General features: G+C 66.1%; 13 protein-coding genes. 8 read left to right on the top strand and 5 right to left on the bottom strand.

Annotated elements, in window-relative coordinates:
• Nucleotides 1-136: 136 nt before the first annotated feature.
• The 3 genes from fabI to B7Y64_RS11260 all read left to right on the top strand — a co-directional run bounded on the left by fabI (nt 137) and on the right by B7Y64_RS11260 (nt 3,659).
• The gene (gene fabI / locus B7Y64_RS11270; RefSeq protein ID WP_291324615.1) at nt 137-916 is read left to right on the top strand and encodes an enoyl-ACP reductase FabI; all 780 of its coding nucleotides are present in this window, start codon (nt 137-139) and stop codon (nt 914-916) included.
• Between the two features lie 61 nt (nt 917-977).
• Nucleotides 978-2,414 (top strand): bifunctional enoyl-CoA hydratase/phosphate acetyltransferase, encoded by a 1,437-nt coding sequence (locus B7Y64_RS11265; protein ID WP_291324616.1) that lies wholly within the window; start codon nt 978-980, stop codon nt 2,412-2,414.
• 15 nt (nt 2,415-2,429) lie between these two features.
• Complete coding sequence (locus tag B7Y64_RS11260) at nt 2,430-3,659, top strand: acetate/propionate family kinase (RefSeq protein ID WP_291324617.1); 1,230 nt, start codon at nt 2,430-2,432, stop codon at nt 3,657-3,659.
• Between the two features lie 97 nt (nt 3,660-3,756).
• Here B7Y64_RS11260 and B7Y64_RS11255 read toward each other — a convergent pair whose 3' ends face one another.
• Together B7Y64_RS11255 and B7Y64_RS11250 are read right to left on the bottom strand one after the other, a co-directional pair.
• A complete protein-coding gene (locus B7Y64_RS11255) occupies nt 3,757-5,238 on the bottom strand; it encodes an AMP nucleosidase (protein WP_291324618.1) in 1,482 nt (493 codons plus the stop codon).
• A 52-nt stretch (nt 5,239-5,290) separates the two neighbouring features.
• Nucleotides 5,291-7,360, bottom strand: coding sequence for an EAL domain-containing protein (locus B7Y64_RS11250; protein ID WP_291324619.1), 2,070 nt, complete (start codon nt 7,358-7,360; stop codon nt 5,291-5,293).
• Between the two features lie 137 nt (nt 7,361-7,497).
• Here B7Y64_RS11250 and B7Y64_RS11245 point away from each other — a divergent pair, with 137 nt between their 5' ends.
• From B7Y64_RS11245 to B7Y64_RS11230, 4 genes are all read left to right on the top strand, one after another.
• Nucleotides 7,498-8,748, top strand: coding sequence for a DUF4010 domain-containing protein (locus tag B7Y64_RS11245; protein ID WP_291328926.1), 1,251 nt, complete (start codon nt 7,498-7,500; stop codon nt 8,746-8,748).
• Between the two features lie 98 nt (nt 8,749-8,846).
• Nucleotides 8,847-10,256 (top strand): ATP-dependent RNA helicase DbpA, encoded by a 1,410-nt coding sequence (gene dbpA, locus B7Y64_RS11240; RefSeq protein ID WP_291324620.1) that lies wholly within the window; start codon nt 8,847-8,849, stop codon nt 10,254-10,256.
• Nucleotides 10,253-10,720: a D-aminoacyl-tRNA deacylase gene (dtd, locus tag B7Y64_RS11235; protein WP_291324621.1), complete on the top strand. Its 468-nt coding sequence runs from the start codon at nt 10,253-10,255 to the stop codon at nt 10,718-10,720. Before dbpA ends, dtd begins: the two co-directional genes overlap by 4 nt.
• 97 nt (nt 10,721-10,817) lie before the next feature.
• Entirely contained in the window at nt 10,818-11,264 is a 447-nt protein-coding gene (locus B7Y64_RS11230) for a universal stress protein (RefSeq protein ID WP_024813102.1), read from the top strand.
• 249 nt (nt 11,265-11,513) lie between these two features.
• Here the strand turns inward: B7Y64_RS11230 and B7Y64_RS11225 are convergent, their stop codons facing one another.
• The 3 genes from B7Y64_RS11225 to B7Y64_RS11215 all read right to left on the bottom strand — a co-directional run bounded on the left by B7Y64_RS11225 (nt 11,514) and on the right by B7Y64_RS11215 (nt 13,876).
• A complete protein-coding gene (locus B7Y64_RS11225; protein ID WP_024813101.1) occupies nt 11,514-12,254 on the bottom strand; it encodes a sulfite exporter TauE/SafE family protein in 741 nt (246 codons plus the stop codon).
• A 130-nt stretch (nt 12,255-12,384) separates the two neighbouring features.
• Entirely contained in the window at nt 12,385-12,843 is a 459-nt protein-coding gene (gene ybeY, locus B7Y64_RS11220) for an rRNA maturation RNase YbeY (RefSeq protein WP_291324622.1), read from the bottom strand.
• 73 nt (nt 12,844-12,916) lie between these two features.
• Nucleotides 12,917-13,876, bottom strand: coding sequence for a PhoH family protein (locus B7Y64_RS11215; protein ID WP_291324623.1), 960 nt, complete (start codon nt 13,874-13,876; stop codon nt 12,917-12,919).
• An 82-nt stretch (nt 13,877-13,958) separates the two neighbouring features.
• Between B7Y64_RS11215 and ruvA the strand changes: the two genes are divergently transcribed.
• Complete coding sequence (gene ruvA / locus B7Y64_RS11210; RefSeq protein ID WP_291324624.1) at nt 13,959-14,531, top strand: Holliday junction branch migration protein RuvA; 573 nt, start codon at nt 13,959-13,961, stop codon at nt 14,529-14,531.
• Nucleotides 14,532-14,536 lie beyond the last annotated feature (5 nt).

Here is a 14,536-nt window from a genome sequence, read left to right as displayed (position 1 = left end):
TGCCGGGTATGCCGGTTAAGAAGGGCGTGGCGGGCAGCAGGCTGCGTCGGCCAGTCGATCCACGTTAAACACCTCGCGCGCTGTCCGGGCACTGCCTGGCCAAGCGCCTTTTTCCTGCGCCCTCAACACTGCACCCATGACAAAAAACAACAACGCATTCAGCCTGGCCGGCAAAAAAGGCCTGATCCTGGGCCTGGCCAACGAAAACAGCATTGCCTGGGGCTGCACCCAGCTGGCGCACCAGATGGGCGCCGAACTGGTGGTGTCTTGCCTCAACGACAAAGCCCGCCGCTTTGTCGAACCGCTGACGGGGCCGCTGGGCGTGGATCTGGTGGGCTGTAATGTCGAGGAGGACGGCGAGCTCCAAGCCTTGGTGGCGCGCGCCGCGCAGCGCCTGGGGCAGCTCGATTTCGTGATCCACTCCATCGCCTGGGCGCCGATGGATGACCTGCACGGCCAGGTGATCGACAGCTCGCGCAAGGGCTTCTCGCGCGCCATGGAGGTGTCGTGCCACTCGTTTGCCGAGCTGGCCCGGCTGTGCGTGCCGCACATGGCGGCGGGCGGCAGCCTGTTGAGCATGACCTACCTGGGCGCTGACGAGGCCGTGCCCAATTACGGACTGATGGGGCCGGTAAAGGCCGCGCTCGAATCTCTGGTGCGCTACATGGCGCTGGAGCTGGGCCCGCAGGGCATTCGGGTGCATGCCGTCTCGCCCGGCCCCATCCTCACGCGTGCCGCCTCGGGCATCGCCAGTTTTGACGAACTCATGGCCAACGCGGTGCTCAAGGCGCCGCTCCAGCGCCTGGTCACACTCGACGAAATCGCCCAGCTCAGCGTCTTCCTGTGCAGCGATGCCGCCTCGGGCATGACCGGGCAGACCATCTATGTCGATGGCGGCTGCCACGCAGTCGCCTGAAGCTCCCTGGGAACCGGCACACACTTTTGCAATAGCATCCGTCACCAAGGAATGCAACCACATGAACATGGCACCCAACACCGAATGGATTGAAAACGTCACCTACGACGAACTGAGCGTGGGCCAGAGCGCGCGCCTGCTGCGCACCCTCACGCAGGCCGACATCCAGGCCTTTGCCGCCGTCTCGGGTGACACCAACCCGGCCCACCTCAACCCCGAATACGCCAACGACACGCTGTTTCACGGCGTCATCGCCCACGGCATGTGGGGCGGCGCACTCATCTCGGCGCTGCTGGGCACGCAGTTTCCGGGCCCCGGCACCATTTATCTGGAGCAGGTGCTGCATTTCACCAAGCCGGTGCGCATTGGCGACACGCTCACCGTGACAGTGACCGTGGCCAGCAAGGACGACGAGAAAAAACGCATCGAACTCGACTGTTCGGTGGTCAACCAGAAGGGCCAGAGCGTGCTGCATGGCACGGCCCGCGTGCTGCCGCCCACCACCAAGGTGCGCATTCCCAAGGTGAATGCACCGCAGATCCAGCTGTTTGACCCCGAGGCGCGCTTCAAGGAGCTGCTGTTGCTGGCCGACGGCATGCCCGCCGTGCGCTGCGCCGTGGTGCACCCGTGCGATGCGGGCTCGCTGAGCGGTGCCATGGACTCGGCACGCTACGGCCTGATCGTGCCGGTGCTCGTGGGCCCCGAGGCGCGCATCCGCGCCGTGGCGGCCGAGGCGGGCATCGACCTCGAAGGGGTGGAGATTCACGCGGTAGAGCACAGCCACGCAGCGGCAGAGCTGGCCGCCAGCATGGCTGCGCGCCGCGAGGTAGAGGTGCTGATGAAAGGCAGCCTGCACACCGACGAAATGATCAAGGCCGTGCTCGCCCAGCCCGCCTTGCGCACGGGCCGCCGCATGTCGCATGTGTTCCGCTTTGATGTGCCGCTGTATCCCAAGCCGCTGCTCATCACCGACGCCGCGCTCAACATCCGCCCCAGCCTGGAGGAGAAGGTGGACATCATCCAGAACGCCATCGACTTTGCGCGCATCCTGGGCGTGGAGACTCCGAAGGTGGCCATTCTTTCAGCGGTGGAGACGGTCAACCCCAACATCCCGTCCACCATCGATGCCGCCGCGCTGTGCAAGATGGCCGACCGTGGCCAGATCAAGGGCGGCCTGCTCGACGGCCCGCTGGCCTTTGACAACGCCATCTCGGCCCAGGCGGCCGAGATCAAGCACATCGAGTCGCGCGTGGCGGGAGACGCCGACATCCTGGCCGTTCCCGACCTGGAGAGCGGCAACATGCTGGCCAAGCAGCTGGAATACCTCGCGGGCGCCTCGGGCTCGGGCATTGTGCTTGGCGCGCGCGTGCCGATCGCGCTGACCAGCCGCGCCGACGGCCCCACCGCCCGCGTTTCGTCGGCCCTGCTGGCGGTGCTGGCTGCTTACGACGCCCGGAGCGTGCGTGCGCCCAAGGCAGCGGCACCCATCAAAGACTGAAAGCGGGTTGTTGCCATGGCCATTCTTGCCGTCAACGCGGGCTCGTCCTCGCTCAAGTTCTCGCTCCATCCCCTGCTGGGCGGGCGGGTGCGGCCCAGCGTGCTCAGTGGCACCATCGAGGGCCTGGAGCCCGGCGGCCAGCCCGAAATGGCCTGGACTTTCGCAGGCCAGCGCCAGCGCAAGGCCGTGGGCGGCCCGGGCGCAACACCCTTTCTTCAGGCACTGGACTGCCTGCGCACGCTGCTGGCAGGCCTGGAGGGCGCCCCCCGCATCGCAGCCGTGGCGCACCGCGTGGTGCACGGCGGCCAGGATTTCAGCGACAGCGTGCTGGTGACCGACGCGGTGCTGGAGCGCCTGGCGCGCCTGAACTCTCTGGCGCCGCTGCACCAGCCGCACAACCTGGCGGGCATTCGCGCGTTCCGCCAGGCCTTCCCGGCGCTGCCCCAGGTGGCGTGTTTTGACACCGCCTTTCACGCCGGGCTGCCCGATGTGGCCCGCGCGTTTGCCTTGCCGCAGTCGCTGACGGAGCAGGGCGTGCGCCGCTATGGTTTTCACGGTCTGTCTTACCAATACATCATGGGCACGCTGCTGGAGCACTCGCCGCGCGCGCACGGCCGCGTGCTCATGGCCCACCTGGGCAACGGTGCCAGCCTGTGCGCAGCCCGGGGCGGGCGCAGCGTGGCCACCACCATGGGTTTTTCGGCGCTTGACGGCTTGATGATGGGCACGCGCAGCGGCACGCTCGACGCCGGCGTGCTGCTTTACCTGATGGAGCAGGGCTGGGACCACGACCGCATCCAGAAGCTGCTCTACAAGCAAAGCGGGCTGCTGGGTGTGTCGGGCATTTCGGCCGACATGCGCCGCCTGCGCGCCGACGGCAGCCCTGCCGCGCAGCGTGCCATCGACCAGTTCACCTACCGCGTGGTGCGTGAATCGGGCGCCATGGTGGCCTGCATGGGCGGGCTTGACGTGCTGGCGTTCAGCGGCGGCATTGGCGAGCACGACTCCCAGCTGCGCGCCCAGGTGTGCGAGCAGCTTGGCTGGATGGGGGTGCGCATGGATGCGGGACGCAATGCCAGTGCGCCGGGCGACGCTGCCCACGCCATCCATGCCGAGGGCAGTGCGGTGGAGGTGTGGGTGGTGCCCACCGACGAGGGCCGTGTGGCCGCACGCGAAGCGGCCCGCCTGCTGTACCAGGAGGATGACGCCCCCACCCCGGTGCCCCTGCCGGAGGTGCAGGCATGAATATGCATGAAAAGTGGCTCTAGCGCTTATGCAGCAAGCGCTAATAGCTATTGAATAAATAGCAAAAGCCCGATGTTCCGGGCTTTTGTCGGGGCGCTTACTGGAACGCCACTTCGGCAAAGCTGCGCAGCTTGCGGCTGTGCAGGCGGTCCACACCGCCGGTGCGCAGGATTTCGACGGCGCGCATGCCGATCAGCAGGTGTTGCTGAACGCGCTCGCGGTAGAAGTGGTTGGCCATGCCGGGCAGCTTGATCTCGCCGTGCAGGGGTTTGTCGCTCACGCACAAGAGCGTGCCGTAGGGCACCCGAAAACGAAAACCGTTGGCGGCAATGGTGGCGCTTTCCATGTCCAGCGCCACGGCGCGGCTCTGGCTGAAACGGCGCTGGGGCAGGTTGTCGGGCAGCAGCTCCCAGTTGCGGTTGTCGGTGCTGGCCACGGTGCCGGTGCGCATGATGCGCTTGAGCTCGTCGCGTCCCATTTGCGTGACGTCGGCCACGGCCTGCTCCAGGGCCAGCTGGATTTCGGCCAGCGCGGGGATGGGCACCCACAGTGGCAGCTCTTCGTCGAGCACATGGTCCTCGCGCACATAAGCGTGGGCCAGCACGTAGTCGCCCAGCTGCTGGCTGTTGCGCAGGCCCGCGCAGTGGCCCAGCATCAGCCAGGCGTGCGGGCGCAGCACGGCGATGTGGTCGGTAATGGTTTTGGCGTTGGCCGGGCCCACGCCGATGTTGACCATGGTGATGCCGCTGCGGTCGGCGCGCACGAGGTGGTAGGCCGGCATTTGCGGCAGGCGCGGGGGCTGTGTGCCCAGTTCGTCGCCCGCCTGCGCGGGCAGCCCCGTGCGGCGCGTGACCACGTTGCCGGGCTCTATGAAGGCGATGTATTCGCTGTCGGGCTTGGCCATTTCAGCATGGCCCAGGCGCACGAATTCGTCGATGTAGAACTGGTAGTTGGTGAACAGCACGAAGTTCTGGAACCACTCGGGCGCCGTGCCCGTGTAGTGGCGCAGTCGGTGCAGCGAATAGTCCACCCGCGGCGCGGTAAAAAGCGACAGGGGCTGCGCCTCGCCCGGGCGGTGCTGGTGCGTGCCGTTGGCAATGCCGTCGTCCATGGCGGCCAGGTCGGGCAAATCGAACAGGTCGCGCATCAACATGCGGCGCTCGGGCGTCAGCGTACCCTCCACATGGTCATGCTCGGCAAACGAGAAGTGGATGGGGATGGGGTGAGCGCTGGTGCCCACCTCCAGGTCCACGTTGTGGCTGCTGCGCAGCAGGCGAAACTGCTCGGCGTAGTAGTCGGCAAACAGGTCGGGCCGCGTGAGGGTGGTCTCAAAGCGCCCGGGGCCTTCGACGAAGCCGTAGGCCAGTTTGTTGTCGGCGCGCGCCACCGTGGTGGTGTGCACGCGCACGAACGGATAAAACGCCCGCACCGGGGCGGGCGGGGTGTCGCCGGCCACAAAGCGTTGCATGGCCGCGCGCAGGTGGCCAATCTGTTGCTGGTAGATGCGCTGGATCTGGGCCAGCGCATCGGCGGGGTCGGTGTGGCGGGTGGGCGCGATGAAGTCGGTAATCTGGGGCATGGGCCTATTGTCCACATGCGCATGGGGCGCGTGTGACAGCCTTGCGCTCAGGTCAGCCCTGTGGTGACATCCAGCGCTGGGTGGCCTGTGCATCCATCGGGGCCGACACCAGAAAGCCCTGCACCAGGTCACAGCCCAGGCGGTGCAGCAGTTCTTTCTGTTCGGCCGTTTCCACGCCCTCGGCCACGGTTTTGAGTTGCAGGCTGTGGCCCATCTGGATGATGGCGGTGACGATGGCCACGTCGTCGGCGCTTTGGGGGGTGTCCATCACGAAAGATCGGTCGATCTTGAGCTTGTCGATGGGGTAGCGCTTGAGGTATGCCAGCGAGGAATAGCCCGTGCCGAAATCGTCAATGGTGACGCCCACGCCCAGTGCCTTGATGGCGTTGAGGGTTTCCAGTACCTGCCCCGTGTGGTGCATCAGCACCGATTCGGTGAGTTCGATTTCCAGAAACCGCGGCTCCAGCCCGGTGGCATGGAGCACTGCGGCGATCTCGCCGGCCACGTCGCGCTGGCGAAACTCCAGCGCCGACAGGTTGACGGCCACCGGCACCATGGCCAGGCCTTCGTCTTGCCAGGCCTTGAGCTGGCGGCAGGCCTCGTGCATGACCCAGCGGCCAATCGGTGTGATGAGCCCGCGTGATTCGGAGAACGTGATGAACTCGTCCGGGCCGACCAGGCCCCGCTCGGGGTGCCGCCAGCGCACCAGTGCCTCAAAGCCCTTGAGGGAGCCGTCTGCCAGGCAGATCTGCGGCTGGTAGTGCAGCACGAAGGCATTGCTGGCAATGGCCTCGCGCAGCTGGCGCTCTTGCTGCAGCACATCGGTGGCGTGCACGTCCATGCCGGGTTGATAGAACTGCCGGTTGCCCCGGCCACTGTCCTTGGCGTGGTACATCGCCGTGTCGGCGCAGCGCAGCAGTCCCTGGACGGTGGTGTCGTCGCCCGGAAACAGGCTGATGCCGATGGAGGGCGACATGGTCAGCGGCAGGTTCCCCACGGTGAATGCACTGCGCATGGTGTCGATCAGCTTGTCGGCCACCACGGCGGCATCGTCGGGCGTGTGGATGTCGGTCAGCACCGCCACGAACTCGTCCCCGCTGAGTCGCGCCACCAGATCGGTATCGCGCACGCTCTGGCGCAGGCGTTCGGCCACATCGCACAGCAACTGGTCGCCGGCGTGGTGGCCCAGTGAATCATTGACGGTCTTGAAGTGGTCCAGGTTGATGAACAACACCGCCACCATGAACTTGCGCCGGCGTGCCATCGACAGCACCTTGCCCAGCTGTTCCATCAGAAAGCGGCGGTTGGGGAGCTGGGTGAGGGCGTCGTGCAGTTCCAGAAAGGTTTCGCGCTCCTGTGCCTGCTTGCGTGCGGTGATGTCGCGCACCACCACCACGCGGTAGTCCGCATGCAGTTGCGGCATGGTCTTGCCCACCACTTCGACGGGAATTTCGTGCCCGTCCTTGTGCCGAATGGTCACTTCATAGGGGTCTTCGCGGCCGCTGCGCGTGTACTCGTAGGCCACGGACCGCCACTCGGGACTGATGAAATTGAAGATCGACAGGCCCATCACTTCCGGCAGGGTGTAGCCCGTAAGCCGCGTCAACGCGTCGTTGCCGTCAGTGATCAGCCCGTCGCGGTGAAAGAGAATGGCCTCATCGGTGATTTCGGTGAATTTGCGCATGCGCTCTTCACTCTGGCGCACGGTACTCTCGGCTTGCCAGCGGTCGGTGATGTACGTGATCAGCACGAACGAGCCCAATTGTTGTTTCTGCGGGCTGAAGTGCGGGATCAGGTTGACCTCGATCATGCGGGACTCGCCGTTGGGCATCGTCTGTTCGCGCATGTACTTCACATGCTCCCCGCGGGTCGAGCGCTCGATATAGGGCTGTATGGCCAGCCATGCCTTTGTGCCAATGGCCTCCTGCACGGTCAGGCCCACAATGGATGCGACGGAATGCCCGTTGTAGGCGGCATACCCCTGGTTGGCAAACTGGCAGCGCAGGCCGGGCAGGTCGAAATAGGCCATCAGGGCCGGGACGGAGTCGGCGATCAGCCGCAGCAACGCGTCGCTGGAGCCTTGGGGTCCAGAAATGGGGGCTTCTGAGGTCAGTTCGTGCATGTTCGGGGGCCAGTTGAACCAGTTATAGCCGATTGACCTGACGCGAAACCTAAGGGCAACTCCGCATGGTGGGCGGCACGGGGCGTCGGTTGTTTTGTGCTATTTCTGTCACCATGTTGTAGGGTCTGTAAAGAAAGGTGCACAAGCCCCATGCAGGATTTTGCAGGTTTTTCGACGGCGCTGGCCGTGCTGGCGAGCGCGGCGGTCGCAAGGGGGCGGGGCCCGACCGGGCACTGGCCGGGGTCCGGTCGTTCACCCTCGCCGCCATCGGCGGTGCCACCGCCGCCCTGACGGGCATTCCTGCCCTGATGGCGGTTGGTGCGGCATTGGTGGCGGCCCTGACGGTGGTGGCCTATGCCCGGGACCGCTCGGGCGACCCGGGCGTGACCACCGAGATTGCCCTGTTGCTGGCCTACCTGATCGGAGTGACCTGCGCACGCGACCAGTTGCTGGCTGCCGCCCTGGCGGTGGTGGTGACCGGCTTGATGGCGCTGCGGGACACGTTGCACCAGTTTGCCAATCAGTGGCTTCAGCCCGGCGAGGTGCGCAGCGGGCTCATCTTGGCTGCGCTGGCCTTGCTGGTGTATCCGCTGGCGCCTGACACCCCCCTGTGGCAGGGGGTGCTGAACCCCCAGGTGATGGTGCGCCTGGTCATTGTGCTGCTGGTGATCCAGTCTCTTGCGCATGTGGCCAAGCGCCTGATGCAGGCCCGCCATGCGCTGGCGCTGTCGGCGCTGGCATCGGGGTTTGTGTCCAGCACGGCCACCATTGCCAGTCTGGGCATGGAGGTGCGCACCGGGCACAGCGCGCCGCGCGCCCATGCGGGGGCTGCCGTGCTTTCGTGCGTGGCCACCATGGTCCAGATCGCCGTGGTGGCTGCCACCGTACAGCCGCAGTGGCTGGCGCGGCTGTGGTTACCCGCACTGGCGGGGGGGTGTGTGGCGGCTGCTATGGGGTGGTGGAGCGGGCGGGGCACGGCGCACCGGCTGGCATCTGCACCCAGTGCCGAGGCGGCGCCCGGCGTGCTGCCCGATGCCCCCATGTTCAAGCTGCGCGACGCCTTGATCATCGCCGCCTTGCTCACGGGTATTCAGGTGGGGGTGCATCTACTCACGGCGTGGCTAGGCGACGCGGGCATGCTCGCAGGCGCCCTGCTGGCGGCCCTGGCAGATGTGCACGCAGCCACCGCAGCCGTGCTGGTGCGGGGCGGCCCGGACAGCGCGGCGGGGCCCGCCATCGCTTCGGCCCTGATGGCGGCGCTGCTGGTGCACGCCTGCAGCAAATGTGCCGTGGCACTGGCCAGCGGTGGCTGGCGCTATGCGCTGGCCGTGGCGCCGGGCATCGTGGCGCACACGCTGGCCTTTGTGGGCGTGTTCGCCCTGCAATAGCCACCAGGGTGCGGCTGGAGCGGCCACCTTGCGGCGCTTTACGGCCCTTTGGGGGCGCCGGCGTGCCCGCGCACAAGGGCGCACCGGATAATCGCCCCATGACCTCCAAAGAAAACCAAGCCAGCACTGACTTCAGCGCGCTGGCCCTGAGCCCCGCCACGCTGGCCAATTTGCAGCAGCTGGGCTATACGCAGATGACGCCCATCCAGGCGGCCAGCCTGCCCCCCGCGTTGCTGGGCAAAGACCTGATCGCCCAGGCCAGCACCGGCAGCGGCAAGACCGCCGCATTTGCCCTGGCGCTGCTGGCCAACCTCAACCCGCGCCGCTTTGCGGTGCAGGCGCTGGTGTTGTGCCCCACGCGCGAACTGGCCGACCAGGTGACCTCCGAAATCCGCCGTCTGGCGCGGGCCGAAGAAAACATCAAGGTCGTGACCCTGTGCGGCGGCGTGCCGCTGCGTGCGCAAACGCTGAGCCTGGAGCACGGTGCCCACATCGTGGTGGGCACCCCAGGCCGCGTGATGGACCACCTGGAACGTCAGCACCTGAGCCTGGAAGCCCTCAACACCCTGGTGCTCGACGAGGCGGACCGCATGCTCGACATGGGTTTCTTCGATGACATCGTTGTGGTTGCCAAGCAGTGTCCCAAAGAGCGCCAGACCCTGCTGTTCTCGGCCACCTACCCCGAAGGCATCGCCAAGCTGAGCGCGCAGTTCATGAAGACCCCCGTGCAGATCACGGTGCAGGCCCAGCATGCCGAGGGCAAGATCGAGCAACGCTGGTACGAGGTGAAAAACAGCGAGCGCCTGCACGCGGTGTCGCAGCTGCTCAGCCACTTCCGCCCGGAGTCGTCGATTGCGTTTTGCAACACCAAGCAGCAGTGCCGCGACCTGGTGGGCGTGCTGCAGGCCCAGGGCTTCAGCGCACTGGCGCTGTATGGCGAGCTGGAGCAGCGCGAGCGCGACCAGGTGCTGGTGCAGTTTGCCAACCGCAGTTGCTCGGTGCTCGTGGCCACCGACGTGGCGGCGCGCGGGCTGGACATTGCCAACCTGGCCGCCGTCATCAATGTGGACGTGACGCCCGACCCCGAGGTGCACATCCACCGCATCGGCCGCACGGGCCGGGGCGACGCCGAAGGCCTGGCACTCAACCTGGTCAGCATGGACGAGATGGGCTCAGTGGGCAAGATCGAAGTGCTGCAGGGCCGCGAATCGCGCTGGTTCCCCGTGGCCGAACTCACACCCACGGGCAGCGGCCCCCTGGTGCCGCCCATGGTCACCATCCAGATCATCGGCGGCCGCAAAGAGAAGATCCGTGCGGGTGACGTGCTGGGAGCACTCACCGGCGAGATGGGCTTCACCCGCGAACAGATCGGCAAGATCAACGTGAACGATTTCTCCACCTACGTGGCGGTGGACCGCGCCCTTGGCGCGCAGGCTGCACAGCGTCTGAACCAGGGCCGCGTCAAGGGCAAGGCCGTCAAGGCGCGGCTGGTGACTGGCGAAGAATGATCAGCCTGTTGCAGCGCGTGCGGCAGGCGCGCGTGGAGGTGGACGGGCAGGTCGTAGGCGCCATTGGCGCGGGCCTGCTGGTGCTGGTGTGCGCCGAGCGAGGCGACACCGAGGCCGAAGCCGACAAGTTGCTGGCCAAGATGCTCAAGCTGCGCATCTTCAGCGACGACGCGGGCAAGATGAACAAGAGCGTGCAGGACCTGGACGGCCAGGGCGGGGCCGGCGGCCTGCTGCTGGTCAGCCAGTTCACGTTGGCGGCCGACACCACGGGCGGCAACCGCCCCAGTTTCACGCAGGCGGCGGCCCCCGATGAGGGCCGCAGGCTTTATGACTACTTGGTGGCACAGGCCCGCGCTGCCCATCCCGAGGTGGCCACGGGCCGGTTTGCGGCCGACATGCAGGTGCACCTGGTGAACGACGGACCGGTGACGATTCCACTGCGCGTGGCGCCTGCTGCCGGGTAGCCACTCTTCCCACTCGTGCTCGCCTTCGGCGATTTCATTTCAGTCACGGTGATGGTGGTGTGCGGGGCTACGATGTGTTTTTTCGGAGGATTTGTCCATGTACGAAAAGATTCTGGTTCCTGTGGATGGCAGCGCCACCTCGCTCACAGGGTTGCAAGAAGCCATTGCGCTGGCGCGGGTGATGGGTTCGACGATCCGGTTGCTGCATGTGGTGGATGAAATCTCGTTCATGACGAGCTTCGAGTCCAGCATGGCACTGACCGCGGAAGTGTTTGACACGCTCAAGAAGGCGGGCCAGGACGTGCTGCAGGACGCCCAGAACCGGGTGCGTGCGGCCGGCGTTCCGGTGGAGGCCGAGCTGTATGAAAGCTACGCCGGGCGTGTGAGCGATCTGGTCATCGCGAAAGCCAAGGAATGGGGCGCGCAGCTCATCGTGCTGGGCACCCATGGCCGGCGCGGCGTGGGCCGGATGCTGCTGGGCAGCGATGCCGAGCAGGTGCTGCGCCAGTCGCCGGTGCCGGTGCTGCTGGTGCGCGGCGCCTGAGAAGGTGTGAACAAACCCGCCATGCCCGCTCATCCCGCCAAAACGCACCCCCTCGTCGTTGCAGATGCTCGCCATAGCAAGAGCTTGTGGCTTGCTTTGCGGCACGATCGGCCGCGTTTTTGCGGCCTGCTCGGCCACGCCGGATTCATTCACACCTTCTGAGTGGCCAGTGCGCGGGCCATTGGGGTGAGCGCTTGCCGGGGTGTTTCGCGGCGGTGACCCGGCGCCCGCACACGCCGGCGCATTGGCTCACTGGCGCCAGAAGAACAGGGCGGCCATCACCAGCCCTGTGGCCACGATGCCCCAGCGCAGCACGGGCGCAGGCAGCTTGCGCGCCACACGCGCGCCGCCGTAACCGCCTGCAGTGGCCGCCACCATCATCATCAGCGCCTGCGGCCAAAGCACCAGGCCGCCCGCTGCGTAAATGGCCACGGCAATCGCGGTGAGCAGTGCTGATACCCAGTTTTTCAGGCCGTTCATGGCATTCAGGTTCGTCTGGCCCAGCAGGCCGAACAGGGCCAGCAGCAATATGCCCAGCCCGCCATTGAAGTAACCGCCATACGCCGCCACGGCCAGCACGCCCACCGTGGCCTTGGCGGTGGACGGTGTGCCGCCCGCCAGCTTCTGGCGCAGCCAGGGGCCGAACGCAAACAACGCCGTTGCCGCCAGCAGCAGCCAAGGCACGACGCGGCGGAAGGTGGCGTCGGGCGTGACCAGCAGCAGCCCAGCGCCCGCGGCCCCACCAATGAGCGACAGCACCACCAGCAGGCGCATCGAAAGCCCGGGCGGCGGGGCTGTGTCTTCGCGAAAGCCCCAGGCGCCGGCCATGTAACCCGGCAGCAGGGCCACCGTGCCGGTGGCATTGGCCACCACGGGCGGCACGCCGGTGAAGACCAGTGCGGGCAGCGTCAGAAAGCTGCCGCCTCCGGCAACGGCATTGAGGGCGCCGGCGATGAAGGCGGCGGTGAGCAGCAGGGTGGTTTCCAACATGTCTCCTTTTGACTGGGGCGTCAGCCCCGGCACATTGGCACCATCTTAGGTGGAGACTCGCGGGAATTCTCGGATGATTGCAGGCAAAAAAGGTTGGATTGCTTTGCTGCAGGCAGTCTGGTGTCTGGCGCTATTTGGCGTACGGGTCGGCAAAGCCCAGCTCTTGCAGGATGGCGGTTTCGTAGGCTTCCATTTCGTCGGCATCGGCGGCACTGGTTTCGTGGTCCCAGCCCTGGGCATGCAGCGTGCCGTGCACCAGCAGGTGGGCGTAGTGCTCTTCCAGGCTCTTGTTCTGTTCGCGCGCCTCGCGCTCCACCACGGGGGCGCAGAGCACCAGGTCGGCGGTCACCAGGGGCTCCTGCGTGTAATCGAAGGTGAGCACGTTGGTGGCGTAGTCCTTTTTGCGGTAGTCGCGGTTCAGTTGCTGGCCTTCTTCGGCACCGACGATGCGCACGGTGATCTCCGCATCGGTGGCCAGGGCGTGGCGAATCCAGCGCGTGACCTTGTGGCGCGGAAGCACAGCGCGGTGGGCGGCGACGCCATCAAAGCGGCCGAATTGCAGTGACAGGGAGAGGGTATTTAGGGTCATTTATGCCTCTAGCGCTTATGGAGTAAGCGCTTGCAGCTATCAAATAAGGAGTTTTTGTGAACCTGGAACCTGTCTAGTCTGCGCGGCTGCGCGCGACGGGCGCCCGGCGCGGTGCGTCGTATGCGTCCACGATGCGCGCAACCAGCGGGTGGCGCACCACGTCGGCGCTGGTGAAGCGAGTCACGGCAATGCCCTTGACGCGCTTCAACACCCGCTCTGCATCGACCAGCCCGCTCATCGCGCCTTTGGGCAGGTCCACCTGGCTCACGTCGCCAGTGACCACGGCCCGGGCGCCAAAGCCGATGCGGGTGAGAAACATTTTCATCTGCTCGGGCGTGGTGTTTTGCGCTTCGTCGAGGATGACGAATGCATTGTTCAGCGTGCGCCCGCGCATGAAGGCCAGCGGGGCGATTTCGATGGCGTTGCGCTCGAAGGCTTTTTGCACCTTGTCGTAGCCCATCAGCTCATAGAGTGCGTCGTACAGCGGGCGCAGATACGGGTCCACCTTTTGCGCCAGGTCGCCGGGCAGGAAGCCCAGGCGTTCGCCCGCCTCCACGGCAGGGCGCGTCAGCACGATGCGCTGCACGGCGCTGCGCTCCAGCGCATCTACGGCGCAGGCCACGGCCAGATAGGTTTTGCCCGTGCCGGCAGGGCCGATGCCGAAGGTGATGTCGTGCGTGGCGATGTTTTCGAGGTAGAGGTTCTGCGTGGGCGTGCGCCCGCGCAGGTCGGGCCGGCGGGTATTGAGCACGATGGCGCCCTCGGGCGCTTCCACCAGGGACTGGTCGCCCGCCAGCATGAGCTGCAGGTAGTCTTCGGTAATGGGGCGCTCGGCCATTTCATACAGGGCCTGCAACAGTTCCATGGCCTGGGTGGCCTTGGCTTTGGGGCCATCCACCTTGAACTGTTCGTGCCGGTGCGCAATGCTCACCTGCAGGGCCACTTCGATGGTGCGCAGGTGCGCGTCGGCCGGGCCGCACAGGTGTGTGAGCCGGGTATTGTTGTGGGGAGTGAAGGTGTGGCGCAGGATCACGCGGATAATTCCAGTCAGGCTACGGAAAACACGGCAAGAAAGACGGCGCAGCAGGTGGTGCGTTCGCCGGCAAAGGACATCCATGATAGGCAAATTGACCGGCACCCTGCTGGAGAAGAACCCGCCAGAGGTGCTGCTGGACTGCCACGGCGTGGGTTACGAGGTGAATGTGCCCATGAGCACCTTCTACAACCTGCCCGCCGTGGGCGAACGCGTGAGCCTGCTCACGCAGTTCATCGTGCGCGAGGATGCGCAGCTGCTGTATGGCTTTGCCACGCCGCCCGAGCGCCAGGCGTTTCGCGAACTCATCAAGATATCGGGCGTGGGGCCGCGCACGGCACTGTCCATACTTTCCGGCATGGGCGTGGGCGATCTGGCGCAGGCCATCACGTTGCAAGAGGCGGGCCGCCTGGTCAAGGTGCCGGGTATTGGCAAGAAGACCGCCGAACGTTTGCTGCTGGAGCTCAAGGGCAAACTGGGCGCCGACATGGGAGCGCACGCGCAGGCAACCAGCGACGCCCAGGTGGATATATTGCAGGCGCTGCTGGCGCTGGGTTACAACGACAAGGAAGCGGCGGCCGCTTTGAAGGCCTTGCCGCCGGATGTCGGCGTCAGTGACGGAATCAAGCTGGCGCTGAAGGCGCTGGCGAAATAACCCCT

Origin of the sequence: Acidovorax sp. 35-64-16, assembly GCF_002281195.1 — a bacterium.
GTDB lineage: Bacteria > Pseudomonadota > Gammaproteobacteria > Burkholderiales > Burkholderiaceae_C > Acidovorax > Acidovorax defluvii.
This window is presented reverse-complemented; position numbering and strand designations above follow the sequence as displayed.

Excerpts from the sequence above, each read along its gene's own strand:
- ybeY (WP_291324622.1), bottom strand. The coding sequence starts at position 12,843 with ATGACCCTAAATACCCTCTCCCTGTCACTGCAATTCGGCCGCTTTGAT.
- fabI (WP_291324615.1), top strand. The coding sequence starts at position 137 with ATGACAAAAAACAACAACGCATTCAGCCTGGCCGGCAAAAAAGGCCTG.
- B7Y64_RS11260 (WP_291324617.1), top strand. The coding sequence starts at position 2,430 with ATGGCCATTCTTGCCGTCAACGCGGGCTCGTCCTCGCTCAAGTTCTCG.
- B7Y64_RS11230 (WP_024813102.1), top strand. The coding sequence starts at position 10,818 with ATGTACGAAAAGATTCTGGTTCCTGTGGATGGCAGCGCCACCTCGCTC.
- B7Y64_RS11265 (WP_291324616.1), top strand. The coding sequence starts at position 978 with ATGAACATGGCACCCAACACCGAATGGATTGAAAACGTCACCTACGAC.
- B7Y64_RS11255 (WP_291324618.1), bottom strand. The coding sequence starts at position 5,238 with ATGCCCCAGATTACCGACTTCATCGCGCCCACCCGCCACACCGACCCC.
- B7Y64_RS11225 (WP_024813101.1), bottom strand. The coding sequence starts at position 12,254 with ATGTTGGAAACCACCCTGCTGCTCACCGCCGCCTTCATCGCCGGCGCC.
- B7Y64_RS11250 (WP_291324619.1), bottom strand. The coding sequence starts at position 7,360 with ATGCACGAACTGACCTCAGAAGCCCCCATTTCTGGACCCCAAGGCTCC.
- ruvA (WP_291324624.1), top strand. The coding sequence starts at position 13,959 with ATGATAGGCAAATTGACCGGCACCCTGCTGGAGAAGAACCCGCCAGAG.
- dbpA (WP_291324620.1), top strand. The coding sequence starts at position 8,847 with ATGACCTCCAAAGAAAACCAAGCCAGCACTGACTTCAGCGCGCTGGCC.
- dtd (WP_291324621.1), top strand. The coding sequence starts at position 10,253 with ATGATCAGCCTGTTGCAGCGCGTGCGGCAGGCGCGCGTGGAGGTGGAC.